At 61.4% G+C, this 25,716-nt stretch carries 19 protein-coding genes; 13 read left to right on the forward strand and 6 right to left on the reverse strand.

Annotated features, from left to right (window positions below):
* Positions 1-56 precede the first annotated feature (56 nt).
* On the reverse strand, positions 57-8,528 hold the full coding sequence (locus J2Z17_RS22320; protein WP_209948465.1) for a glycoside hydrolase family 94 protein: 8,472 nt from the start codon (positions 8,526-8,528) through the stop codon (positions 57-59).
* Between the two features lie 386 nt (positions 8,529-8,914).
* On the opposite strand from J2Z17_RS22320, the gene J2Z17_RS22325 reads away from it, so the two are divergent.
* From J2Z17_RS22325 to J2Z17_RS22335, 3 genes are all read left to right on the forward strand, one after another.
* On the forward strand, positions 8,915-10,057 hold the full coding sequence (locus J2Z17_RS22325) for an MFS transporter (protein ID WP_245224283.1): 1,143 nt from the start codon (positions 8,915-8,917) through the stop codon (positions 10,055-10,057).
* 108 nt (positions 10,058-10,165) lie between these two features.
* A complete protein-coding gene (gene ispG, locus J2Z17_RS22330) occupies positions 10,166-11,416 on the forward strand; it encodes a flavodoxin-dependent (E)-4-hydroxy-3-methylbut-2-enyl-diphosphate synthase (RefSeq protein ID WP_209948470.1) in 1,251 nt (416 codons plus the stop codon).
* Between the two features lie 75 nt (positions 11,417-11,491).
* Positions 11,492-12,154, forward strand: coding sequence for a YiaD family glycine zipper/OmpA-like lipoprotein (locus tag J2Z17_RS22335; RefSeq protein ID WP_209948472.1), 663 nt, complete (start codon positions 11,492-11,494; stop codon positions 12,152-12,154).
* A gap of 66 nt (positions 12,155-12,220) precedes the next feature.
* On the opposite strand, the gene J2Z17_RS22340 is transcribed toward J2Z17_RS22335, so the two are convergent.
* A complete protein-coding gene (locus J2Z17_RS22340) occupies positions 12,221-13,135 on the reverse strand; it encodes a polyprenyl synthetase family protein (protein ID WP_209948473.1) in 915 nt (304 codons plus the stop codon).
* Positions 13,136-13,308: 173 nt separating this feature from the next.
* On the opposite strand from J2Z17_RS22340, the gene mtgA reads away from it, so the two are divergent.
* The 4 genes from mtgA to J2Z17_RS22360 all read left to right on the forward strand — a co-directional run bounded on the left by mtgA (position 13,309) and on the right by J2Z17_RS22360 (position 15,740).
* Positions 13,309-14,004 (forward strand): monofunctional biosynthetic peptidoglycan transglycosylase, encoded by a 696-nt coding sequence (gene mtgA / locus J2Z17_RS22345; RefSeq protein WP_209948475.1) that lies wholly within the window; start codon positions 13,309-13,311, stop codon positions 14,002-14,004.
* A gap of 83 nt (positions 14,005-14,087) precedes the next feature.
* Entirely contained in the window at positions 14,088-14,738 is a 651-nt protein-coding gene (locus tag J2Z17_RS22350; RefSeq protein WP_209948477.1) for a glutathione S-transferase family protein, read from the forward strand.
* A 204-nt stretch (positions 14,739-14,942) separates the two neighbouring features.
* Entirely contained in the window at positions 14,943-15,128 is a 186-nt protein-coding gene (gene rpmF / locus J2Z17_RS22355; protein WP_209948479.1) for a 50S ribosomal protein L32, read from the forward strand.
* A gap of 210 nt (positions 15,129-15,338) precedes the next feature.
* Positions 15,339-15,740, forward strand: coding sequence for a hypothetical protein (locus J2Z17_RS22360; protein ID WP_209948482.1), 402 nt, complete (start codon positions 15,339-15,341; stop codon positions 15,738-15,740).
* An 80-nt stretch (positions 15,741-15,820) separates the two neighbouring features.
* Here J2Z17_RS22360 and phaR read toward each other — a convergent pair whose 3' ends face one another.
* Positions 15,821-16,396: a polyhydroxyalkanoate synthesis repressor PhaR gene (gene phaR / locus J2Z17_RS22365; protein WP_209948484.1), complete on the reverse strand. Its 576-nt coding sequence runs from the start codon at positions 16,394-16,396 to the stop codon at positions 15,821-15,823.
* A gap of 237 nt (positions 16,397-16,633) precedes the next feature.
* Here phaR and J2Z17_RS22370 point away from each other — a divergent pair, with 237 nt between their 5' ends.
* Both J2Z17_RS22370 and phbB read left to right on the forward strand, forming a co-directional pair.
* Positions 16,634-17,812, forward strand: a complete 1,179-nt coding sequence (locus tag J2Z17_RS22370; protein ID WP_209948486.1) for an acetyl-CoA C-acetyltransferase — start codon at positions 16,634-16,636, stop codon at positions 17,810-17,812.
* Positions 17,813-17,936: 124 nt separating this feature from the next.
* Positions 17,937-18,662 (forward strand): beta-ketoacyl-ACP reductase, encoded by a 726-nt coding sequence (gene phbB, locus J2Z17_RS22375; RefSeq protein WP_209948488.1) that lies wholly within the window; start codon positions 17,937-17,939, stop codon positions 18,660-18,662.
* Positions 18,663-18,768: 106 nt separating this feature from the next.
* Here the strand turns inward: phbB and J2Z17_RS22380 are convergent, their stop codons facing one another.
* From J2Z17_RS22380 to J2Z17_RS22390, 3 genes are all read right to left on the reverse strand, one after another.
* Positions 18,769-19,020: a glycine zipper domain-containing protein gene (locus tag J2Z17_RS22380; RefSeq protein WP_209948490.1), complete on the reverse strand. Its 252-nt coding sequence runs from the start codon at positions 19,018-19,020 to the stop codon at positions 18,769-18,771.
* Positions 19,021-19,088: 68 nt separating this feature from the next.
* The gene (locus tag J2Z17_RS22385; RefSeq protein ID WP_209948493.1) at positions 19,089-19,244 is read right to left on the reverse strand and encodes a DUF3309 family protein; all 156 of its coding nucleotides are present in this window, start codon (positions 19,242-19,244) and stop codon (positions 19,089-19,091) included.
* 38 nt (positions 19,245-19,282) lie between these two features.
* A complete protein-coding gene (locus J2Z17_RS22390; RefSeq protein WP_209948495.1) occupies positions 19,283-20,368 on the reverse strand; it encodes an alpha/beta fold hydrolase in 1,086 nt (361 codons plus the stop codon).
* 234 nt (positions 20,369-20,602) lie between these two features.
* On the opposite strand from J2Z17_RS22390, the gene J2Z17_RS22395 reads away from it, so the two are divergent.
* The 4 genes from J2Z17_RS22395 (at position 20,603) to J2Z17_RS22410 (ending at position 25,531) form a co-directional block, all read left to right on the forward strand.
* The gene (locus J2Z17_RS22395; RefSeq protein WP_209948497.1) at positions 20,603-23,677 is read left to right on the forward strand and encodes a helicase-related protein; all 3,075 of its coding nucleotides are present in this window, start codon (positions 20,603-20,605) and stop codon (positions 23,675-23,677) included.
* A 2-nt stretch (positions 23,678-23,679) separates the two neighbouring features.
* Positions 23,680-24,090 (forward strand): RNA-binding S4 domain-containing protein, encoded by a 411-nt coding sequence (locus J2Z17_RS22400; RefSeq protein WP_209948499.1) that lies wholly within the window; start codon positions 23,680-23,682, stop codon positions 24,088-24,090.
* Between the two features lie 175 nt (positions 24,091-24,265).
* Entirely contained in the window at positions 24,266-24,604 is a 339-nt protein-coding gene (fdxA, locus tag J2Z17_RS22405) for a ferredoxin FdxA (protein ID WP_209948501.1), read from the forward strand.
* A 357-nt stretch (positions 24,605-24,961) separates the two neighbouring features.
* Positions 24,962-25,531, forward strand: a complete 570-nt coding sequence (locus J2Z17_RS22410; RefSeq protein WP_209948503.1) for a CarD family transcriptional regulator — start codon at positions 24,962-24,964, stop codon at positions 25,529-25,531.
* The last annotated feature ends 185 nt before the right edge of the window (positions 25,532-25,716 follow it).

Below are 25,716 nucleotides of genomic sequence, written 5' to 3' on the forward strand. Positions count from 1 at the left end.
GAGGGGGCGGTATCGATCGATACCGCCCCCTCTTTATGACCAGAGCTTGAAGATGATCAGAGCTTGAAGCCTCTGCCTTTTGGCAGTGCCTTGTCGTTGACGCGGACCTTTTCGCCTTCGACGCTGATGCTGACGGGCTTGCCGTCGATCTTCAGTTCGGCGCGGAAGCCCGGCCAGTCGCTTGGCAGAAGCGGGCTGATGAACAGCCTGTCGCCGCGGCGGCGAATGCCGAGCAATTCGCTGACGGCCAACTGATAGAGCCAGCCGCCCGAGCCGGTGTACCAGGTCCAGCCGCCGCGTCCCGCATGGCTCTCGGTGCCATAGACATCGGCTGCTACGACGTAAGGCTCGACACGATAGGTCTCTGCGGCCGCAGGGCTCAGCGCATGGTTGACCGGGTTGAGCAGCGAGAAGCAGCGCCAGGCCTTGTCACGGTCGCCAAGCCGGGCAAAGGCGATCGCGAGCCAGATGGCGGCATGGGTATATTGCCCGCCGTTTTCGCGGACGCCCGGCGGGTAGGCCTTGATATAGCCCGGCTCCTGCCTCGACTTTTCAAATGCCGGCGTGAAGAGCCGGATGATGCCGGTGTCCGCGTCGACAAGTTCGCGGTAGGCGGCCTCGACGGCCTGACGTGCCTTGTCTTCCGGTCCGCCGCCGGCAAGCACGCTCCACGACTGGGCGATCGAATCGATCCGGCATTCGAGCGACTGTGACGAGCCGAGCGGCTCGCCGTCGTCGAAATAGCCACGGCGATAGTATGCGCCGTCCCATCCGCTGCCGTCGAGGGCTTCCAGCAGGGACTTGAGGTGGTCGTTCCAGCGCTTTACGCGCTGTTCGTCGCCTCTGGCATCCGCGCGCGGCAGGAAGCGCTGCAGGGCACCGGCCAGGAACCAGCCGAGCCAGACGCTCTCGCCCTTGCCGGCCTCGCCCACGCGATTCATGCCGTCGTTCCAGTCACCACCCAGCATCAGCGGCAGACCGTGCTGGCCGGTCCGCTCGATTGCGAGGTCCAGCGCACGCGCTGCATGCTCGTAGAGATCGGCGACCTCTTCCGCCATTTCCGGCTGGAAGAAGGTGTCGTGCTGGCCCGGTTCGAGCGCGGGGCCCTTCAGGAAGGCGAGTTGTTCGATCAGGATCTTGTCGTCGCCGGTGGCCTCGACATAGCGGTCGACCGCATAGGCAAGCCAGACGACGTCGTCGGAGATCGTGGTCCTGACACCGGCACCACCCTGCGGCAACCACCAGTGCTGAACATCCCCTTCGACGAACTGGCGCCCGGCAGCCTTGAGGATCTGCCCGCGCGCAAGCGCCGGATCCTGGATCAGCAGACCGAGCGAGTCCTGCAACTGGTCGCGGAAACCGAAGGCGCCGCTTGCCTGATAGAAGCCGGCCCGTGCCAGCATGCGGCAACCGAGCGTCTGATAGGGCAGCCAGGCATTGACCATATGGTTGAAGCCGGCATCAGGGGTGTCGACCTGAATGCGCCCGGTGAACGCCTCCCAGAATCCGCTATTGTCGGCGAGCACTTCGCCAAAGGGCCGCAACGCCATCTTTTCGACGAGAGCCCTGGCCTCTGCCTCGCTGTCGCAATCCCCGAGAAGGAAGGTGATCTCGCGGCTTTCGCCGGGTCCGATCTGCATGTCGAAGGACAGGGCCGCGCACGGATCGCCCTCCGTTTCCATCGTGTTGGTCAGCACCTGCTGGCGGGCTACCGCCTGCGGCAGCTTGATGCAGCCGTTGCGGCCGATGAATTCCCGGCGGTTCGCAGTCGCCGCATCCGCCTTCAGATTGGCGGTGAAGACGGCATAACGGCCGGAATAGTCGATGCTGTAGGGGTTTGTGGCAAACAGCGCACCATTGTCGGCATCCTGCGACACCATGACGAAGGGGGCCGTCTTCTGCCCGTCATTGCCAAGCACCCATTCCAGATAGCCATAGGTGCGAAGCCTGCGCGCAGACGTGCCGTTATTGGTGATGGTCAGGTGGGTAAGCTTGACCGGCTCGTCTCTGGCAACCGTCTGGGTGATCCGCGTTTCCAGATCGCCATGGGCGGCATGGAAACTCGAATATCCCAAGCCATGGCGGGCTTCAAACCTGCTGTCGTCGCGCACATTGAGCGCAGCGAACGGTGCGAAGACCTCACCGCTGTCCAGATCCGTGACATAGAAGGCCTCGCTCGGCCGGTCGATGACCGGATCGTTCGACCAATGCGTCAGCTGATAGTCCCGCGAGTTGGTGCTCCAGGTAAAGCCTGCACCTTCCGCGGAGACGTGGAAGCCGAACCGGTCATTGGCAATAACGTTGATCCATGGCTGGGGCGTGGCCTGACCCGGTGCCAGTCGGACGATATATTCGCGCCCATCCTTGGAAAAGCCGCCATAGCCGTTCCAGAAGTCGAGATCGTCAGCGGTTTCGCTGACAGCGGCGGCGTCGAGCAATAGCGGCGCCGGAATGCGACCCTGCCAGTCTGGCTCCCGCACTTCCGTGCCGCGCGGTGACGAATAGAGCGATGCCGCACGGTTGATCTGATCGACAAGCTTGCCGTTGCGGGCATGGAACACCACGCGGGCGGCGGCGAGCAATGCGTTCCAGCTTGTCTCGTCCGACAGGTCGCGGCGCACGGCATAGACCTGACCGCTGGAACTGTCGGCCTGGCGGCTGCGCAATGTCTCGCTCAGCGCATCGACGGCGTGCTGCATGTCCTGCGCGTAGGAGGCGGGCCGTTCGTTCATGATCGCGAGATCGGCGATGATGCCGCGGCGGCGCAGATATTCCTGCGCGCTGAGGGCTTCACGGACAATCTCGATATCCATGTCGTCGTTGATGCGGACGGCAAAGATCGGATGGTCGCCGGATATCGCCATCGGCCACAACGCGCGCTGGGAAGACAAACCGTTGCGCACGGTTTCCGGGTCAACGCGCAGATGGGTTTCCGGGTAGACCAGATAGCGGCCGAGATGCTGGAAGGCGGCAGCCTGCTGCGAGGTGATGCCGACATGGCGCATCTCGACCTGGGCGCGGGTCCAGGCGTGGATCAGTTCGTGGTTGAAGGCGTCCGGATGGCGATAGCGATCGATCGCCTGATCGACCTCCTCGCGGTTCGGGGCAGCGATCGTCCAGAAGATCACCTGGACTTTCTTGCCCGAGGGGACGCGCACCACACGGCGCAGGCTGAGGATCGGATCCAGGGTGAAGCCTTCGCTCCCGCCCAGCGTGGCGCCCGGATCGAAAGCGGCCGCGTCTGCGAGCGTGCGCCCGCGTCCGATAAAGGCCATCCGGTCGGTCTCGAACTCGGTCGGGCGGCCCGGGCCGGCATTGTCGGCGACAAGATGCGCCAGGCAGATGTCCGGATCCGAGGCACTGCGCTTGTTGCGCTCCACCCGGATGACATCCTTGCGCTTGCCGAATTCGGTGCGGATGAACATCTTCGAAAACGCCGGATGGGCGTTGTCGTTGTCATCATAGGTCAGCACCGGTTCGAGATAGGACGTCACCTCGATATAGCGATCCTCGGCACCCGTGTTGATCAGCGTGACCCGACGCCCTTCGGCATCGTGTTCGGTCGCGACGATGCATTCGACATTGCTCGTGATGCCGGCCACCGTCTTGTAGAACTCGGCCTTCTCGTCGTTGAAGATGACCTTGGTCTCTTCGCCCTCCGCACGGCGCGGCGTGGCCGTTGCCGACCACCAGTCGCCACTCGTGGTGTCGCGCAGGAAGACGAAAGTGCCCGAGCGGTCTTCGGTCGGGTCGGCCTTCCAGCGGGTGACGGCCTGGCCGTTCCAGCGGGAAAAGCCGGAACCGGTTGCCGAGAGCACGACCGAATAGTGACCATTCGACAGGAAGGCGAGGGCGCGGTCCTTCTTGAGGGGATCGAGGATGGTGCGCACTTCCGGCCGCAGCAGGTCCGCCTTGCCCTTTCCGGGCACCTTCGGCTCGTGCTTGGCGCTCATCACCGGGATTTCGCGTGGTGCCTTTTCCTGCAAAAGCAGTTCGGCGGCCTCGATCACGGGGTCGGAATGGAAGAGTTCGCGCAGCAGACCGTTGAACGCAACGTTGGCGATGGCTGCAATCGACATGCCGTGGTGGTGGGCATAATAATTGAACACCACCGCGCAGGTCTGGCCTTCGGGGACGCGGGTCGGGGTGAAATCCACCGAATCGAAGAAGCCGTAAATCCCGAGTGCGCCGAGATCCCGCAGGCGCTCCAGGTTGGCAAGGGCGTCCTTGGGGAAATACTGGCTGGCCAGGATCGAGGCATAGGGAGCGATGACGGCGTTCTGGCCGAGACCGCGCTTCAGGCCGAGCGTCGGTACGCCGAAATTGGTGTACTGGTAGGTGAGCTCGTGGTCGCGGGCATTGAAGGCGGCTTCCGAAATTCCCCAGGGAATCCCGCCGAGCCGCTTGGCATGGTTCATCTGCTCCTGAACGACCAGATTGTTGGTCTGGCTGAGGATGCCGCCATGACGTTCCTGCATCACCAGGGGCGGCATCAGATATTCGAACATCGAGCCCGACCATGAGACCAGCGCTGCCTGGGCGCCGACCGGGATCACCTGCCGGCCGAGCCGGTACCAGTGCTCCGTCGGCAAATCGCCCTTGGCAATGGCAAACATGCTCGTCAGGCGGCATTCCGACGCCAGAAGGTCGTAGCAGGCTTCGTCGAGTTCGTGGCTGTCCTCGCGGTACCCGATCGACAGCAGGCGTCGCTCCGGACGAAACAGAAAGGTGAAGTTCATCGAGAATGCGATGCCGCGGCTGCGGTCGCGCAGGCTCGCCAGACGCTGGCGGAACGGCTCGATGTTGGAAAGGTCGAAGGAGAAGTCGGCGACATGGGCTTCGCAGGTGGACACCAGCGATTCCGCCCAGCGGGTGACTTCGGCCGATCGCTCCGAGCCGACCTCGTGATCCAGATTGGCCGCGAGCTTCTGGATGTCGCGGGCCATGACGGCGAGGTTGGCGATGCGGATCGAGGCGAATTCGTGCTCGCGCTTGACGGCCGCCAGTGCCGTGTTGAAGCCGTTGATGCGCTCTTCCAGCCGGCGGCGCAGCGGACGGACGATCTTGCGGTCGTCGGGCAACTGCTTCAGCGTTTCGCCGAGAATGCCGCAGACATCGCCGACGCCATCGAGATTGCCCTGCAGATGCGCCGAGGGCGCTTCCGCCCATTCGCGGCACGCCGAGGAGATGGCGATCAGGTGGCCGGCGAGATTGCCGCTGTCGACGGCGGAGACATAGCGCGGCCCGAGCGTCTTCAGACTGTCGGTATGATACCAGTTGAACAGGTGCCCGCGGTATTTTTCCATCCGCTCGACGGTCGCGATGGTCTGTTCAAGCCGCTCGATCGTCTGTTCGAAGCTGACCCAGCCGAAATGGCGGGCGGAAATCGTCGAGAGAAGATAGACGCCGATATTGGTCGGCGACGTGCGGTGGGCGACGATCTGCTCGGGTTTTTCCTGGACGTTGTCCGGGGGCAGATAGTTGTCGCCGGCGGTGACGAAAGTCTCGTAATAGCGCCAGGTCCGCCGCGCGATCTTGCGAAGCTCCAGCAGCGTCTGCTCGGGGACCTCCAGCAGATCCTCGGTTTCCGCCGACTGGCTGACATACCAGGCAACAAGAGGCGACATGACCCAGAGGATGATGAAGGGCAGGCCGACCAGCACGCCGAAGGTGCCATTGATGCTGGAGAAAGCCAGGGCCACCAGCGCCAGCGCAGGCGCGTGGCGCATCGAGTGGTAATACGAACCGATATCGCCCTGGGCGACCGACTGGACGCTTGCGGCCGTCTTCCATTCGAGCAGCATCTTGCGGCTGTAGAACAGCCGGTAGACGGATCGCAGGATGGCATCGGCCATCATCCAGGCATTGTCGGCGATGAAGACGATACGCAACGCGACCTGCGCATTCGCAGACCAGGCTTCGTTCAGCAGCGACTGAAAATGGGCCCGCGGCACGATATCGCTGGAGCGCGGGATCAGGCCCGAGATCAGCGACAAGGTGGGTGCGACGAAGAGGCAGAAGATCAGCAGAAGCTGCCAGAACACGGCGCCGACAGGCGGCAGCATGGCCCAGCCGACAACGGATGCGCCGAACCATGCGATCGGGGTCAGCGACCTCCGGAGATTGTCGAGCATCTTCCAGCGGCCGAGCGCGGTGATGCCGCGAAGCGGATCGAGGATATAGGGAAGCAGCTGCCAGTCGCCGCGGGCCCAGCGGTGCTGGCGCGAGACTTCCACCTCGTAGCGGGTCGGAAAGTCCTCGACGAGTTCGACGTCGGTAACGAGCGCACAGCGCGCAAACGAACCTTCGAGAAGGTCGTGGCTGAGCACGCTGTTCTCGTCGATACGGCCCTTGATTGCGGTTTCAAACGCGTCGACGTCATAGAGCCCCTTGCCGGTGAAGGTGCCTTCGCCGGTCAGGTCCTGATAGACGTCGGAGACAGTAAAGACGTAAGGGTCAAGGCCGCGATTGATCGAGAACACGCGCTGGAAGACCGAGGCGTCCTTGCCGGTCGTCAGCGACGGGGTGACGCGCGGCTGGAGAATGCTGTAGCCGCTGACCACGCGTCCGGTCTTCGGGTCGGCGACCGGCCGGTTGATCGGATGATGCAGCTTGCCGACGAGCTTGGTCACCGCCTCGCGCATCAGTCGCGTGTCGGCATCGAGCGTCATCACATATTTTATGTTGTCCGGCACGGTGTTGGCGCCGGTGACATAGGACGTGTCCCGGTCTCCGCGCAGCAGCATGTTGAGTTCGTGCAGCTTGCCGCGCTTGCGCTCCCAGCCCATCCAGCAATTTTCGGCCGCATTGAACTGGCGACGGCGATGCAGCATGTAGAACAGGGTGCGGCCGCTGTCGCGGTAACGCATGTTCAGGTCTGCCACCTGCTTCTTGGCATAGTCGAGGATCTCGAGATCGGCAGGGCTTTCCTCGACCTTTCCGTCACGCCAGTCGCTGAGCAAGGCAAAATAGATCTCGCCGCGCGGATTGGTCAGGTAGTGGACTTCGAGGTTGCGTACGAGTTCGTCGACCTCGTCGCGGTTATGGATCATGCAGGGGACGGCGACCAGGGTGCGGGCGTTCGGCGGAATGCCCTCCTTGAACTCGAAGCCGGGCAGGCGTGCCGGTTTGACGACAAAGGTGACCAGCGTGTTGAAAAGTCCGGTCGCGCCTTCGGATGCGGGTAAAGCGAGCATCAGCAGAAGCAGCAGGATGATCGGCCAGGATATGCCGCCATAAGAGAGGAACCAGCCGGCTGCCGCCAATGCCAGAAATGTCAGCACAAGCACCGGTACCGCCACGCTCATCCACCGCAGGCGGAGCATGATGCGGGTGATCACCTGCTGCGGCGGGGCACTGTAGCCGATCTCCTGCTCCAGACGCCGGCGCTGTTCACCGACGAGGAAGGCGCCCACATCCACGGCGGCCGCGTTCGAATCGCCACCGATGTTCGCGGTCGTCATGTCGATCGCCTTCTGGGCGATCTCGACTTCCGTATGGTCGGAGCGGCGGGCGAGCTTTTCGATCGTGCTGCGATAGGCGTTGCGCGAACCGAAATCGAGTTCGCGGTAATCCGTATGCGTGCCCAGGATCCGATCGACAGCGCAGACCTGTTCGACCCAGACCGACCATTCGGTGTCGTCGACTTCACGCAGGCTGGTGACGATATTGCCCATCGTCACATTGCCGGACGAAAGCCGGTTCTGCTCGCCAGTCAGGGCTTCCTCGGCCGTGCGACCGCGATGTTCGAGATGCGCCTCAAGCCGGTTGATCGCAAAGCTGGTGTCCTGCGAGCCGTTGCGCAGGCGGTAGAGGAACTGGGTCGCGAAGGTATTGTCGTCGAGCAGCGGCTCGATCTTCTGCATCAGCTCGCGCGAGCCGTCTTCATTGCCGATGCGAATGATCTCGTCGGCGGTCTCGTTGGCGCGACGCCGCATCTGCCGGGAGCGTTCGACCCGGGTGGAAATGCGCCGGAGATTCTCGACCAGAACATAGCGGACCATGGACGGCAGGGCCCAGAGTTCGCCGATCTCCAGAATCTGCTCGGACTGGTAGCCCTCCACCAGTGCCGTCATGCTCTCCTGCGAGACGGTGCTGTGGGTGTAGGCGACGAAGAGCCATGCAAGCGCCAGCGTGCGCGGCATCTCGTTGCCGGCAATATTCATCGTCGGCAGCTGGCGATAGAATTTCTTCGGGAAGTCGCGCCGAACCTCCTGAATGGCCTCTTCGATGATATAATGGTTATCGAGCAGCCATTCGGCGGCCGGCGTGATCGTGGCGCCGGTCTCGACGTCGGCAGCCGTGGTCCGGTAGACCCTGAGGATCTCTTCCTCATTTTCCTTGTGACGCTTGAAAAAGTCGAAGGCAAACAGGCCGGGGAATTCCGCGGTACCGTTTCGGGCCAGTTCGGCCGCCTTCTGTTCCAGTTCCTCGTTCGTCAGGTAAGTAGATCGGATCGAGTCGTTATGGTCGATCTGCTTACTTTCAATGTCGCGCGCGGGTGCAGGCTGCATCACATCGTGGGGCATATGGCGGGTCGGTACCTGAGATAAGATTTATAGATAAGTCGGGAACGCCCCGGGCGGAGGGTTGTTCCGCCAGAAGAATTTCGCTGTTCAAGCTTTGCATTTATTCTGCAAATCCGGTCGAGTCGAGATTATTCCAAACGGCTGCGTATGAAGTCCCTTCGATAGCTAATTTCGAAATAGCGCAACATTATGCCCTTTTTCGTAAAACATTGCATCCGCGTGGCACCGCGTCCTGCGGCCGAGTGCTGAATGTCACGGCGTCACAATTTGTGAGGGTCGATTTCAGCGTCTTCATCTTGTCATTTCAATCGATTTAAATAAGGGTGCGGTCGAGGAGTATCCAGACCATGAATGAACCACGTCCAGGCTTTAAAACGTCGACCCGCATGCCGTTTCCACCCGCGCGGGTGGCGGTATCATTGCTGTTTTTGATGAACGGCTTTCTGATCGGATCCTGGGCGCCGAAAATTCCGGAATTCGCCGAACGGCTTGATCTGACCGAAAGTCGGCTCGGCATGATGCTCTTCGTTTTCGGCGTCGGCTCGCTCGTCATGATGCCGATTGCCGGCGGGCAGCTTGCGCGGTTCGGCACCCGCAGGGTCTGCCAGGTGACGACGCTGCTTTTCCTGCCCGCGCTTCTGGCGGTGACCTATGCGAATTCCTTGACATCGGCCGTCGTGGCGCTGTTCCTGTTCGGCGGGCTGACCGGTGCCATGGATGTCGCGATGAATGCCAACGCCGTCGAAGTCGAGCGGTCCATGGCCAAGTCGATCATGTCCTCATGCCATGCCTTCTGGAGTCTGGGCGGCCTGATCGGGGCGGGGCTCGGAGGCTATCTCATAGCCACCCTGGGTGTCGTGCTGCATGCCCTCATCGCCACCGCCCTTGCCGCGATGGCCGTCTTGCTGGCATGGCCGAAGATCATGACGGATCAGCCGCATGCGGAAGACGATGCGCCGAAGGCACGGCTTCCTCGCACCCTGTTGCCCTGGCTCATCGGGATTGTGGCGCTGTTCGGCATGGTGCCGGAAGGGGCCGTGCTCGACTGGGGTGCCATCTATCTGCGTGATGAGCTCGCCGCCCCCCTCAGCCATTCCGGGTTGGCCTTTGCGGCTTTTGCCCTGACGATGGCGATCATGCGGTTTGCCGGAGACTGGGTTCGCGACCGGCTGGGTGCCGTGCGGACGCTGCGGATCTGCGCTGCATTTTCCCTGGTTGGCCTGCTGATGGCCGGCCTGGCGCCGAATACCGTCGTGGCGCTGATCGGCTTTGCCCTGACGGGTATCGGGCTTTCCAATGTCGTTCCGATCGCCTTTTCGGCCGGCGGCAACCTTCCCGGCCTTGCACGCGGCGTCGGACTTTCGGTGGTGACGACCTTCGGCTATGCGGGCATCCTGTTTGCCCCGTCGCTGATCGGATTTATTGCCGAGCACAGCTCGCTTTCCGCCGTCTACACCGGCCTTGCCGCCTGCATCATCGTAATCTTCGCATTCTCCCATCTCGCACGATATGCCGATCGGGAAACGTGACGAATATGGAAAGGGTCGTGGAGCGCGCGCCCGGTGGTCGCAGTTGACAAGGGGCATGCCATGGGCCACCTGAAAGGCGAAAATAGCCTATTGCCCATGAGGCCAGCCATGCTTTCACCTGTTGATTACGATCCGAAACCGCGCCACGACACCGTTGCCGTCAATGTCGGCGGCGTGACGGTCGGCGGCGGCGCGCCCGTCGTCGTCCAGTCTATGACCAATACGGACACTGCCGATATCGATGCGACGGTGGCCCAGGTTGCAGCCCTTTACCGGGCGGGTTCCGAAATTGTCCGCATCACCGTCGATCGCGACGAGAGTGCGGCGGCCGTTCCGAAGATCCGCGAGCGCCTCTTGCGGCTCGGCATGGATGTGCCGCTGGTCGGCGACTTCCATTATATCGGGCACAAGCTGCTTGCCGATCATCCGGCCTGCGCCGAGGCGCTGGCGAAATACCGCATCAATCCGGGCAATGTCGGCTTCAAGGACAAGAAGGACAAGCAGTTCGCCGAGATCGTCGAAATGGCGATCCGCCATGACAAGCCGGTACGCATCGGGGTCAACTGGGGCTCGCTGGACCAGGATCTCCTGACCCGGTTGATGGACGAGAACCAGGCAAGCGGTTCGCCGCTCTCGGCCCGCCAGGTGATGCATGAGGCGATCGTCCAGTCGGCGCTGTTATCGGCCGAGCTTGCGGAGGATATCGGCCTGTCGCGCGACAAGATCATCCTGTCGGCCAAGGTTAGCCAGGTCCAGGATCTGATCGCCGTCTATTCCATGCTGGCCGGCCGCTCCAACCATGCGCTGCATCTCGGTCTGACCGAGGCCGGCATGGGCTCCAAGGGCATTGTCGCCTCGTCGGCGGCCATGGCCTATGTCCTGCAACACGGCATCGGCGACACCATCCGCGTGTCGCTCACACCGGAACCGAACGGCGACCGGACCCGCGAGGTCCAGGTGGCGCAGGAAATCCTGCAGGTCATGGGCTTTCGCCAGTTCGTTCCAGTGGTTGCGGCCTGTCCCGGTTGCGGGCGCACGACCTCGACGGTCTTTCAGGAACTGGCGCAGACCATTCAGAACGACCTTCGCAAGAACATGCCGGTGTGGCGCGAAAAATATCCGGGCGTCGAGGGACTGAACGTTGCGGTGATGGGCTGCATCGTCAACGGCCCGGGCGAAAGCAAGCATGCCAATATCGGCATTTCCCTGCCTGGCACCGGCGAAACGCCGGCCGCGCCTGTGTTCATCGACGGCAAGAAGGCAAAAACCCTGCGCGGCGACAACATTGCTGCTGAATTCGAAGCGCTTGTAATAGAGTATATTGAAACACGCTACGGACAAAAAACAGCTGCGGAATAGGGCGTTCCGGTCTTTTCTTCATTTCGCCGCAATGGTTATGTTCCTGCACTCAACGTGCATTGGAGAATCATGCCGATGATGAAGAAAGTTTTGCCTGTCGCCCTTATCGCCGTCTATGTCAGCGGCTGTACGACAGTGGATCCCTATACCGGCCAGGAGAAGGTGTCGAACACCGCAGGCGGCGCCGCGCTCGGTGCGGCGGCGGGCGCGATCGGCGGCGCCCTGATCGGCGGTGGCCACCATGCCGGCCGCAATGCGCTGATCGGCGCCGGCATCGGCGCGCTTGCCGGTGGTGCGATCGGCAATTACATGGACCGCCAGGAATCCGAACTCCGGGCCCAGCTTCAGGGCACCGGCATTTCGGTGACGCGTGTCGGCGACCGGATCATCCTGAACATGCCGTCGAATGTGACCTTCGACACCGATCAATATGCCGTCATGCCGCAATTCTATGCGACGCTGAACTCGGTGGCGATCGTGCTCAACAAGTTCAACAAGACGCTGATCGACGTCAACGGGCATACCGATTCCACCGGCAGCCTGCAGCACAATCAGGAACTGTCGCAGAACCGGGCTCAGGCCGTTGCGAGCTACCTGTTCAGCCAGGGCGTGGATTCACGCCGTGTCTCTTCGATGGGGTTTGGTCCGAGCCAGCCGGTCGCGACCAATGCAACGGCCGAAGGCCGCGCGCAGAACCGCCGCGTCGAGGTGCAGATCTCGCCGCTCAAGGAAGGCTGATCGCTTCCTTTGCAAGGCAGGATATCGACAACGCCGCGCTCGTCGCGGCGTTTTTCATGAAAGGGATCAGTTCTGGCGAGCGGCGACGAATTTCGCAGCCTCGATCAGGATCCTGGCTTTCCCGCCATAGGGGGAGAGCAGGCTCGTGGCTTCGTCGACCAGGCGCGCAAGTTCGGCGACCGCCCAGTCCTGGCCCTTGAGGCCGACCAGCGTGCCCTTGCCGCGATCGGCATCCTTGCCTGTCGCCTTGCCGAGCGTTGCGGCGTCCGAAGTGATGTCGAGGAGGTCGTCGGCAATCTGAAAGGCGCGGCCGAGCAGTTCGCCATAGCGGCGCAGCCGTGCGAGGTCGCCCGCCGGAGCGCCGGCAATGATCGCGCCGGCCTCGCAGGCAAATCGCAACAATGCGCCTGTCTTCATCGCCTGGAGGGTGACGACGCCCTCTTCTCCAGGAGCGTTTTTTTCCGCTGCCAGATCCAGGGCCTGGCCGCCGACCATGCCGCCGATGCCGGCTGCGCGCGACAGGGCCAGCACGAGATCGATCCGGGCCTTGTCGGGCAACGCCGTTTCCGGGGCCGCGATCGTGTCGAAGGCCAGGGTCAGGAGGCCGTCGCCTGCCAGGATCGCGGTCGCCTCGTCGAAGGCAATATGGACCGTCGGTTTGCCGCGCCGCATGTCGTCATCGTCCATTGCCGGCAGGTCGTCATGCACCAGCGAATAGCTGTGCAGGCATTCGAGCGCTGCGCCGACCCTGAGCGCTGCAGGACGATTGCCGCCCAGCAGGCTGGCGGTCTCGACCACCAGGAAAGGGCGCAGGCGCTTGCCGCCGTTCAACAGTCCGTGCCGCATCGCCTCGATGAGGTGCGCCGGACGCGCGATCTCGCCGGTTTCGGCAGTCAGGCTCAGCAGGCCGGTCATGACGGGAAGAATTTCGCTGGCGAAGTTGCGCAGACATGTCTCGAAGGTCGCAGAAATCTCGGTCATATCGGGTGTTTGGCATGAGCCGGCATTGCTGGCAATGGAGAAACTATCCAAGGCAAAACCCATGCGATCGGCCGGCCCACTCTGGTCATCAAGAACCATGCTCGGTAAAGAACGTTAAGACGAACGGATGATCGGAAGAGGGTGGTCGGCATGCCGGGCCGTTTCGGGGTAGAATGAGGGGAAAACGGCGCAGTGTCGCGGGCTGGATCCGCAGGGTGATTGTCATCCTGCTCGTGGTGCTTGTACTGCCGTATATTCTCATCCCCGTCTATGCCCTGCCCTTCATCCGGCCGCTTTCGACGCCGATGATCGCCGACCTTCTTACCTTGCAAGGCTATGATCGCCGCTGGGTCTCTTTCGACAACATCTCCCCCGATCTCGTGCAGGCCGTGATGATGTCGGAGGACGGTCAGTTCTGTTCCCATCACGGCGTCGACTGGGGCGAGATGAAAGGCGTGGTCGAGGATGCGCTTGCCGGCGACGAAACGCGCGGTGCCAGCACCATTCCGATGCAGACGGTGAAGAACCTCTTCCTGTGGAACAGCCGATCCTTCGTGCGCAAGGGACTGGAACTGCCGCTGGCGTTGACGGCAGATTTCCTCTGGCCCAAGAAGCGGACGATGGAAATCTACCTGAATGTCGCCCAGTGGGGACCGCGGCTCTACGGCATCGAGGCGGCGGCACATCACTATTTCAATGTTCCGGCCTCGAAACTGTCGGCCGACCAGGCTGCCCTGCTCGCCGTCTCCCTGCCGAACCCGATCGACAGACATGCCAACAAGCCGTCGAAGGGAATGCGGCGCGTGGCGCAGGTCGTCCATCGCCGGGCTCGCAATTCCGGTGCCTATATCACCTGTCTTTATGAGTGACATTCCAATTATTGGCTGGTCGCAGCGGCAATGTGCCCTCAAGGTGCCTCAGGACTTCAACCGGCGGTGCGAGGCGATCCCAGATGCACGAACTCATCCTCTATATCGCAAATAAGAATTACTCCTCATGGTCCTTCCGGCCATGGATCGCGATGGACGCGCTGGGGATCCCGTTCGAAGAGCGGCTAGTGCCTTTTGATTTCGCGGCTGGCAATCCCGAGATCAAGGCGATTTCGCCGACGGGGCGTATCCCTCTGTTGCAGCATGGCACGCTGAAGATCTGGGAATCGCTCTCGATCCTCGAATATGTGGCAGAGCTCTACCCGGAGGTGGGTGTATGGCCGGCCGACGCCTCACGGCGTGCCGTGGCGCGCTCGATCTGCATGGAGATGTTGTCGGGCTTTACCGGTCTTCGGTCGGCCTGCCCGATGAACATCAAGCGCAAGCCGGCACCGCTCGATAATCTGTCGGACGCCGTTCACCGGGATGTCGATCGCATTTCGAGCCTCTGGAAGGAACAATTGGCGGTAAGTGGTGGTCCCTTCCTGTTCGGCGCGTTCTCGGCGGCAGATGCGATGTATGCCCCGGTGGTCAATCGACTGGAGGTTTACGGTCTGACGAAAGACAGCCAGGTACTCGACTACATGGCACGGATGAAGGAGCATCCGTCCTGGGTCAAATGGCGGGATGCCGCCTTGGCGGAACCGTGGTATGTGGCGGAAGACGAGGTCTGACTGCATCGCCCCGAGGCGGCGGCCAGGCCTATCGCTGCAAGCGGCCATACCCCTTGCGCGTTCTGTTGAAAAAAACGACCGGGGGACTGGTCAAGCGGGCATCGAGCATGTATAAGCCCGCGCAATTCCGAGATCTAAACGTACCGATCTGGCTAGGAATTCTAGCCGGCGGACACGTTTTTCCCGTCATGTGGAGTAATTGAAATGGCTGTACCGAAAAGAAAAACGACCCCGTCGAAGCGCGGTATGCGCCGCTCGGCTGACGCACTGAAGGCTGCGACTTACGTCGAAGACAAGAACTCCGGCGAACTGCGTCGTCCGCACCATATCGATCTGAAGACCGGTATGTATCGCGGCCGTCAGGTCCTGACGCCGAAGGAAAGCGCATAATCGCGCATTCCAACCGCTCTTGCGGATGAAGGTCGGCTTTGCCGGCCTTTTTTTTGTTCAACTTGTCGTCTATCGGCACTCCTGCGGGTGACCAAGGTCTTGCCCGAAGCCCTCGCCCCTTGACCGTTTGAATCCAGGCATCATGCTTTTCGAGACGCGGTTCGATCTTCGGGCCGATGCTGCAGGTGCCGAAACGAAGGATAGCCGTTCATGCTGACTGCCTTGCCCCTGACGATCATTCCCTTCCTGCTGTACAATCTGGCTGTCTTCTCCGGACTGGACGCAGGCGCTGGACTTTCAGGCGAGATGTTTGCCGTCAACATGCTTTCGGGTGCGCGCTGGGCCATGTCCTTCGGCGACGGCCTGATCCTGATCGGCCTTGTGCTGCTGTTTGCAGAAATCCTGAAATCGACGCGCCCGGGCTCCGCATCGCTGATCAACCACATGCTGTCGATGCTGGTGTTCGTCGCCTATCTCGTCGAGTTCCTGCTGGTCGTGCAGGCCGCGACGCAGATCTTCTTCCTGTTGATGATCATCACGCTGATCGACGTCATCGGCGGTTTCACCATCTCGATCCGCACGGCCGGCCGCGACGTGTCGATCGGCCTCTGACGTTCAGGCGCAGCCCCCGGCGCGTGCCGTTCGCGGCGCGCGTTCAAGGGACGATATTTGTCGGCCGGAAAAGAGCCGTCCTAGAGATTGTCGAGCTTGTTCTGCAGCGTGCGCAGCTGCTCCTTCAGGTCGTCGATGTCCTTGCTTTCCGGCCGCTTGGTTTCCTGCGGTGTCTGCGGCGTCAGGAAGGGTGAGAACATCTTCATCGCCTGATGAAACATCTCTGTGTTGCGCTTGACCTGTTCTTCCACCAGCTGCATCGGCATCTGCAGGTTCTTCGGCATGGGCATCTCGCCGAAGGCCGTCGTCATCTGCTCTCGCATCTGGCTCTGTTGTTCGGTGAAGGCTTTCATCGAATGTTCCAGGAAGCTCGGCACCACCATCTGCATCTGGTCGCCGTAATAGCTGATCAATTGCCGCAGGAAGGAAATCGGCAGCAGCGTATTGCCGGTTTTCGACTCCTGTTCGAAAATGATCTGGGTCAGGACCGAGTGGGTAATGTCATCGCCGGACTTGGCATCTTGGACGGTGAACTCTTCCCCCTTTTTCACCATCTTGGCGAGATCGTCGAGCGTTACATAGGTGCTCGTGCCGGTGTTGTAGAGCCGACGATTTGCGTATTTCTTGATGATGATCTCGCCACTGGCTTTGGCCATGTTCGTCTCCAACCCTTGATTTTGATATTTGTTATTGCTTCTCCCGATCTTAGTCTAATCGGAAACGAACTGTCATGACAATCTCTTTGTGCGATGCGGGAAGGCCGGCGTCCGGCGTGCATTGCTGCAGGTTTCCGCCGCTGCGAAGGGCTGCATTGCGCGTTGTCGTTTGACAGGGGGCCAGAGCTTTGACACCTTTCCCTCAGACATAATTTCGAAGTAGGAGGAGACGCCAAAATGAGCACTTCCGTTGTTATCGCCAGCGCCGCGCGGACCCCGGTCGGGTCTTTCAATGGTGCGTTTGCCACCGTGCCGGCCCATCATCTCGGCGCCGTCGCCATTTCCGGCGTTCTGGAGCGTTCCGGCGTCGAGGCCAGGGAGGTCGATGAGGTCATTCTCGGCCAGGTCCTGACGGCGGGCGAAGGGCAGAATGCCGCGCGCCAGGCGGCGATGAAGGCCGGTATTCCTCAGGAAGCGACGGCCTGGGGCATGAACCAGCTCTGCGGCTCCGGCCTGCGGGCGGTGGCACTCGGCATGCAGCAAATCCTGACGGGGGATGCGAAGATCATCATTGCGGGCGGGCAGGAATCGATGTCCATGGCACCGCATTGCGCGCATCTGCGCAGCGGTCAGAAGATGGGCGACCTGAAAATGATCGACACGATGATCAAGGACGGCCTGACCGATGCCTTTTACGGCTACCATATGGGTCAGACGGCGGAAAATGTCGCACGTCAGTGGCAGCTGTCGCGAGAGGAGCAGGATCAATTCGCTCTCGCATCGCAAAACAAGGCTGAAGCGGCGCAGACAGCCGGCCGTTTCAAGGATGAAATCGTGCCGGTGATCGTCCCTTCGCGTAAGGGAGACGTTACCGTCGATGCCGACGAATACATCCGCCATGGCGCGACGCTCGAAAGCATGACCAAGCTGCGTCCGGCCTTCGACAAGGAAGGCACAGTGACGGCCGGCAATGCGTCGGGGATCAATGACGGGGCGGCGGCAGCGCTTCTGATGAGCGAAGAGGAAGCTTCGCGTCGCGGAATCTCGCCGCTCGCCCGTATCGTTTCCTGGGCGACCGCGGGTGTCGATCCGCAGATCATGGGCACCGGTCCCATCCCGGCTTCGCGCAAGGCGCTGGAGAAGGCCGGCTGGAAGACGAGCGATCTCGAACTGGTGGAAGCCAACGAGGCATTCGCTGCCCAGGCTTGCGCCGTCAACAAGGATCTCGGCTGGGACACGTCGATCGTCAATGTCAACGGCGGCGCGATCGCGATCGGTCATCCGATCGGTGCGTCGGGTGCGCGCGTGCTCAATACGCTGTTGTTCGAGATGAAGCGGCGCGGCGTCAAGAAGGGGCTGGCGACCCTTTGCATCGGCGGCGGCATGGGCGTCGCCATGTGCCTGGAGGCATTCTGATCTGCAAGCCGGCCGGCCGCACCAAGCGAGCCGGCCGTTTTGTTATTCGGGCCGGATTTTCTATCGCCTCGACAAGAAGGGCGGTTCAGACGGTGGAACACTTTGACGATGAGGGAGCAGGACAATGACTAGAGTAGCGGTTGTTACGGGCGGTACACGCGGGATCGGGGCGGCAATCTCGATTGCACTGAAGGAGAGCGGCTGCAAGGTCGCAGCCGTCTACGCCGGCAACGACGAGAAGGCCAAGGCCTTCGAGGCCGAGACCGGCATTGCCGTCTTCAAATGGGACGTTTCGGATTACCAGGCCTGTGTTGACGGCATCGCCGGCATCGAGCAGGCGCTCGGCCCCGTGGACATTCTCGTCAACAATGCCGGCATCACCCGCGACGCGATGTTCCACAAGATGACGCCGGCGCACTGGAACGAGGTCATTGGCACCAATCTAACCGGTCTCTACAACATGACCCACCCGGTGTGGAGCGGCATGCGGGACCGCGGTTTCGGCCGGGTCATCAACATCTCCTCGATCAACGGCCAGAAGGGGCAGATGGGGCAGGTCAACTATTCGGCGTCCAAGGCCGGCGACCTCGGGTTTACCAAGGCGCTGGCACAGGAAGGGGCGGCCAAGGGAATTACGGTCAACGCGATCTGCCCGGGCTATATCGCCACGGAAATGGTGCGTGCGATCCCGGAAAAGGTTCTGAACGAACGGATCCTTCCGCAGATCCCGGTCGGTCGCCTCGGTGAGCCGGAAGAGATTGCCCGTTGCGTGGTCTTCCTGGCATCGGATGATGCCGGCTTCATCACCGGCTCGACCCTGTCTGCCAATGGCGGCCAGTTTTTCGTCTGAGGCTTCCTGCGTTTGCCAGGTGCTGCAGCATTTTGAAGCAGTGCGCCGCATAAAAAAAGGCCACCGGTCATGCGACCGGTGGCCTTTTCATCAAGTCCGTTCGTGATCAGCAGCGTGCTGTGTAACGGCGGTTGTGGCGGTCGCGATAGACGCAGTAGCCCGGACGTTCGCTGGACTTGCCGACGAGGTAACCGGCAGCTCCACCGACTGCAGCGCCGATTGCTGCGCCGCCAACTGAGTTGGAAGCCGCGCCACCGATAATGGCACCACCAACGGCGCCGGCCGTCGTGGTCTTTTCAGTGGTGGTGCAGGATGCCAGGGCGCCGACGAGGGCGAGGGACAGCAGGACCTTTTTCATGTTTTGCTCCTTGGGGTCGGGGTAGAATTTTTCGGGGTCGATTTAGCGAGCAGCTTGGTACCTGCGCGTTAGATTCGGCCCATCAACAGAAGGACGATAACAATGACGACAACGAGGCCGAGACCGCCGGACGGGCCGTAGCCCCACGAGCGGCTGTGCCCCCAGGTCGGCAGTGCACCGATGAGCAGCAGAATAAGAACGACAAGCAGGATTGTACCGAGCATATGAACCTCTCTTTGATCAACTCAAAAACTTCAGACACTTAATGAGCTCGCGGCGCATTTGTTCCACGCGAAACGAAGGACGGCAGAACCTGTGACAAGAACGAGTTCTGCCGCGGCAGAACCATCTCGTTTTTGGGGCCGGCGGGCAGGGGACGGCGTGACGGCTGCAGCAGCCACGGGTCGGCGCAGAAGCGGGCAAAGACGCGGTCGAGCTCGCCTTGTCTTTCCACCATCAGCAGATGTCCTGACTTGCCGAAAAGCACTGTCTGCACATTCGGCAGCAGCCGAGACAATCGCAATTGATGCAGCGGCGGCACGACCTCGTCATTGATGCCGATCAGATTGAGGACGGGCACCTCGACATTGGCGATGCGGTCGAGAAGGCTGGTTCGCTGGAACCAGCTGACGACCGCTGCGATATCCTGCGGCTTGCAGGTCAGCAGCCGCTGCCGCACCGCTTCGATCATGGCGACGGTCTCCGCGGTCTCCCAAGGGCAGGATTTGTCGAAGACGCAATCGCTCGACCCTTGGCGAAAGCCTTCCGGTGTCGAAATCCACCGTTTCAGAAGCGTGCAGAAGACGCTCATGCCGATGCCCGGGATGCGCAGCAGGCGAGCGGCAAACCGTTCCTGGCCTTCGAAGCGGCCGCAGGCAAAACCGCCCATCAATACAACCGAGCGCACGAGATCCGGGCGTCGTTCCGCCAGAAGGAGCGAAATAAACGCACCGGTCGAATGCCCCACAAGCGTGACGGGGTGGCCGTCGAAGTCTCTTTCTATCGCGGCCGCATAGGCTTCTATGATGTCTTCGGTGGTGATGACCTGACCGGTCACCGGCAGGTGCCACCGGTCGTGGCCGGGCAGCGGGTAGGCAACCGTGTTGTGCTCGACGACATAGCGCGGCGCATAGAGCCGCCAGAAAGTCGGCGCCATGACGAGGCCGTGCAACAGGACAAAGTTGCGACCGGGATGTTGGGAAAGCCATTCGGCGGGCGGAACGGATAGCGTCATACTCGTAACCTCGGCAGTCAGAACGCCGCCGGGGAACGGCAGGTTCCGCTGCTGCACGCTCATTTTTGGTGCTTGCACGATGGACGTAGCGCGATGACGGAAAGCCGCTTCCATCCGCTGCCCGGCAGTCTTCGTCTCCGGAACAAATCAGGAAAAGAGACAGGTCAGCGATTCGTCGCTGATTCGTTCGCGGCCCGTTCCGACGCCTCGGCAGCGCGACTCTTTGCCGAGAGACATTCCTGGGGAAAGCGCGCCCTACATTTCACCATGCTTGCGTTTGTCGTCTAACCTCTCCATGTGATGGACTGGTTTTGCGCGTAATGTGCAGGCCTGCGAGTGGAGCGCACATTGACGTCTCAACCCCTGATCCTGAGCGGCCGCGGCGTGACAGCTGTGCTGGGGCCGACGAATACCGGCAAGACGCATTTCGCGATCGAGCGGATGGTGGCCCATGGCAGCGGCATGATCGGCCTGCCGCTGCGGCTGCTGGCACGTGAGGTGTATACGCGTGTGGTCGAGCGCGTGGGAGCAGCCCAGGTCGCGTTGATCACCGGCGAGGAACGTATCGTTCCAAAGGGTGCTCGATTTTCCGTCTGTACCGTCGAGGCGATGCCGCGCGAGACCAATGTCGGATTCGTCGCGATCGACGAGGTGCAGATTGCCGGCGATCTCGAGCGCGGGCACATCTTTACCGACCGCCTTCTGCATCTGCGGGGCAGGGAAGAGACGCTGCTGCTCGGCTCGGCCACGATGAAGCCGATCCTTCTGCAATTGCTGCCCGGGATCACGATCGTCGAACGACCGCGTCTTTCGCAGCTTTTCTATTCCGGGCAAAAGAAGATCACCCGATTGCCGCAACGAACGGTCATCGTCGCCTTTTCGGCCGACGAGGTCTATGCAATCGCCGAACTCATCCGGCGACAGCGCGGTGGTGCAGCCGTGGTGCTGGGGGCCCTCAGCCCGCGCACCCGCAACGCGCAGGTCGGGCTCTATCAGTCCGGCGATGTGGAATATCTGGTTGCCACCGATGCGATCGGCATGGGCCTCAATCTCGATGTCGATCATGTCGCGTTCGCGCAGGACCGCAAGTTCGACGGCTATCAATTCCGCAATCTGAATGCCGGCGAACTCGGACAGATCGCCGGGCGTGCCGGTCGCCATTTGCGCGATGGCACATTCGGCGTGACGGCACGGGTAGAGCCTTTCGACGCGGAACTGGTGGAACGGCTTGAGACCCATCATTTCGATCCGGTGAAGGTGCTCCAGTGGCGGACAGTGCAGTTCGATTTCTCCTCCGTCGATGCGCTGAAACGCAGTCTGGAAGCCCCGCCGCGCGTACCCGGCCTGACGAGAGCGCTGCCGGCCGTCGACCAGCAGGCCCTCGAACATCTGTCGCGCTATCCCGAATTGCGCGATCTGGCGACAACGCCCGAGCGGGTGGAGCGCCTGTGGGAGACCTGTGCCCTGCCGGATTACCGGCGGATTGCACCGGCGCAACATGCCGATCTGATATCTACGCTCTTTTCGGATCTCGTGCGTTATGGCACGGTGAACGAGGACTTCCTTGCAGAACAAGTCCGACGTGCGGACCGCACGGAGGGAGAAATTGATACGCTTTCTGCTCGCATTGCGCAGATCAGGACGTGGACCTATGTGTCGAATCGGGCAGGATGGCTTGCCGATCCGACACACTGGCAGGAAAAGACGCGGGAAATTGAAGACCGATTGTCAGACGCGTTACATGAAAGGTTGACGAAACGCTTCGTTGACCGCAGGACATCTGTGCTCATGAAGCGCTTGAGAGAGAATGCGATGCTGGAAGCTGAAATCAGTGTGAATGGAGATGTCTTCGTCGAGGGACATCACGTCGGTCAACTTGCGGGATTCCGCTTCACGAGTATTGCCACATCGGAAGGTCCCGATGCCAAGGCAGTGCTGGCGGCGGCGCAAAAGGCGTTGGTGCTCGAATTCGAAGCGCGGGCGGCCCGCCTGCATGCCTCCGGCAACAATGATCTCGCGATCAGTTCGGACGGCCTGGTGCGCTGGCTCGGCGATCCCGTTGCCCGGCTGACCGGTAGCGACCATATGCTGCATCCGCGCGTTCTGCTTCTGGCGGACGAGCAGTTGAGCGGCAATGCCCGTGATCATGTCGTTGCCCGCATCGAGCGCTTCGTCAATCATCACATCTCGACGGTACTGAAGCCGCTCGACGATCTGTCGCGCGCCGAAGACCTGCAGGGACTGGCCAAGGGGCTTGCCTTCCAGCTGGTCGAAAATCTCGGCGTGCTGTTCCGCCGCGATGTGTCGGAAGACGTCAAGTCGCTCGACCAGGATGCACGCGCTTCCATGCGCCGTTACGGCGTGCGGTTCGGCGCTTACCACATTTTCATGCCGGCCCTGCTGAAGCCGGCACCTGCCGAATTGATCACGCTGCTTTGGGCCCTGAACAATGACGGCCTGGACAAGCCCGGTTACGGCGATCTGATCTCGGTCCTGGCTGCCGGCCGGACCTCGGTTGTCACCGACCCGAGCTACGAGCGCACCTTCTATAAGCTTGCGGGCTTCCGCTTTCTCGGTAAACGCGCGGTGCGCGTCGATATCCTGGAGCGTCTTGCCGACCTCATCCGCCCGCTTCTGCAGTGGAAGCAGGGGCAGGCCGAGCGGCCGGAGGGCGCTTATGACGGCCGTCGGTTCATGACCACGACCGCCATGCTGTCGATCCTCGGTGCGACGCCTGATGACATGGAAGAGATCCTGAAGGGTCTCGGCTACCGGGCCGACAGCGTGCCTCCGGCCGAAGTCGAAGCGCATCTCGGGATCAAGCCTGCAGACAAGGATGCGCCGGCTGTGGCAACCGAGCCGTCTGCCGATGGCGAGGACAAGCCGGTGGCTGGAGACGAGGCTGCTCCGGCTGAGAGCCCGACTGTCGCTGCCGAGGCTGCGGCATCCGATGCCGAGCCTGCCGCTGAAACGACGACAGGTGACGAGGGCGAAGCGCCTGCCGCTGCGGCAAGTGAAGCGCCGGAGGCCGTCGATGCCGGGCCGGCGGCGACCGAGGCGGCTGTTGACGATGCAGCCGAGGTGCCGGCCGAGCCTAAACCTGTTCTCCTGTGGCGGCCCGGTGGTCGCAACGACAATCAGCGCGCCGAGCAGGGCGAACGGCGCGGCAAGGGACGTCGTCCGGAAGGTGCTGGCCGCGGCAACGGCAATCCGGGCAAGTCTCAAGGCGACGAGCGACGCGGCGGCGGCAAGCGGGCAAACGACGAACGCTCCGAGCGCGGTGGCCAAAAGGGGCCGCGCCCAGACCGGCCCGGAAAACCGCAGCAGCGCTTTGAAGCCAAACCGCCGCGCAAGGAGAAGCCGCTCGATCCGGATTCGCCGTTTGCCAAACTCGCGGCTCTGAAGGAGCAGTTGAAGAGGTAGCAATGAGCGCGGAACCGGGCGTTGCCGAGGACCGGCAACGCATCGACAAATGGTTGTTCTTTGCCCGCATCCTCAAATCGCGATCGATTGCGCAGGCCCATATCGGGTCGGGCCATGTTAAGGTCAATGGTCAAACCATACGCCAGGTGAGTCGGCAGGTCTCTATCGGAGACCGGCTGGAGATTGCGCTTCGAGAGCGAGATCTGGTGCTGGTCGTGCGGGGAAGTGGCAGCCGGCGGGGGCCGTTTTCCGAGGCGCGTCTGCTCTACGAGGATCTGACGCCGGAACGCCCGTCCAAGCCGCAGATCACGACCCTCGACCAGGCCATGCGCGAACCGGGTAGCGGCAGGCCGACGAAAAAGGAGCGGCGGGCGATAGATGGCCTGGTGCCGGACGCCGACGGGGACTTTTAGAAAAAACCTGCCCTGAACGGTCCATTTGCCGGATTGTTTGTCCTTGCCATAGGCAGGCTGACGCAATAGCTGAAAGGGACGGCTTCGGTCGTTTCGATTGTAGGGCCCATCGGCATGTGACCGGCGCTATCCTGTGTCCGCCAAGGGTCGATATGGAAGATTTCTGGAGTCTCGCATGACGTATGTCGTCACTGACAACTGCATTCGCTGCAAATACACCGACTGTGTGGAAGTATGTCCCGTGGACTGTTTCTACGAAGGGGAAAACTTCCTCGTCATTCACCCGGACGAGTGCATCGATTGCGGTGTGTGCGAGCCTGAATGCCCCGCCGAGGCGATCAAGCCGGATACGGAGCCGGGTCTCGACAAGTGGCTCAAGGTCAATACGGATTACGCCAAGGTCTGGCCCAACATCACTGTAAAACGGGATCCCCTGCCGGATGCCAAGGAAATGGATGGGGTTGAAGGTAAATTCGAACAGTTCTTTTCGGTCAATCCCGGTCAGGGTGACTAAAACAAGTTGCATTCCGTTTGGAAGCCCGCTGGCGTCTCGCTGGCGGGCTTTGCCACATTTGCGGCGCCTTGCAGCAAAATATTGATTTCCACCCGTTTTTGTGCTAGTACTCCAAGACTGTTCCATTTTAGGCATTGGCATGCCCTAAATTTCACGAAAGTAGACAGGTGAATCTCAGCGGTTGTATGGCATTCGCTATGCTTTGGCTTTGTGCCATTACCGTTGCGGATATGCGTGTTTGACTTTTACCAGCTGGATCAGAATCTAGTGACCCGACGGTTTCCCCCGTCTCATCCGGGTCTGAGTTGGCCCGGCCCGACCTTCTGTCGGGAGCATAACAGGGAGTTTGTGAATCGAATGACGAACCAGCAGAAAAAATCTCCGAGCCGTCAGGGCTTCAAGGCCGGCGAATCGATCGTGTATCCCGCACACGGCGTGGGTACCATCACGGCTATCGAGGAGCAAGAAGTTGCAGGCATGAAGCTTGAGCTTTTCGTGATCGATTTCGAAAAGGATAAAATGCGTCTGAAGGTGCCGGTCGCCAAGGCTGTCAGCATCGGGATGCGCAAGCTTTCCGAGACAGACTTCGTCGAACGCGCCCTGAAGGTCGTTCAGGGCAAGGCTCGCGTCAAGCGGACCATGTGGTCGCGTCGTGCGCAGGAATACGATGCCAAGATCAACTCCGGAGACCTGATTTCGATTGCAGAGGTCGTGCGCGATCTTTACCGCGCAGAAAATCAGCCGGAGCAGTCCTATTCGGAGCGTCAGCTCTATGAGGCGGCTCTGGATCGTTTCGCGCGCGAAATCGCTGCGGTCAACAAGATGTCGGACACCGAGGCTGTGCGCCTTGTAGAGGCAAACCTCAACAAGGGTCCTAAGCGCGGCAAGACGGTCGACGAAGAAGACAGTCAGGAAGAGGCTGCCTGAAGGCAGCCAGTTCCGAACCGGCAATGAAAAAAAGCGTCCGCGAAAGCGGACGCTTCAGACTGCTGACAAACCCCTGGCTGGTCCGGGGGTTTTGTGATTCAGTGGGACATGTTGAAGAAACCTGCTCCCGAACAGACGGCTCTCGAGATGGTAACGCTCAACAGTCTGGTGCCGAAGGATCACCT

It is taken from the genome of Heterorhizobium halophytocola (assembly GCF_017873095.1).
Classification (GTDB): domain Bacteria; phylum Pseudomonadota; class Alphaproteobacteria; order Rhizobiales; family Rhizobiaceae; genus Allorhizobium; species Allorhizobium halophytocola.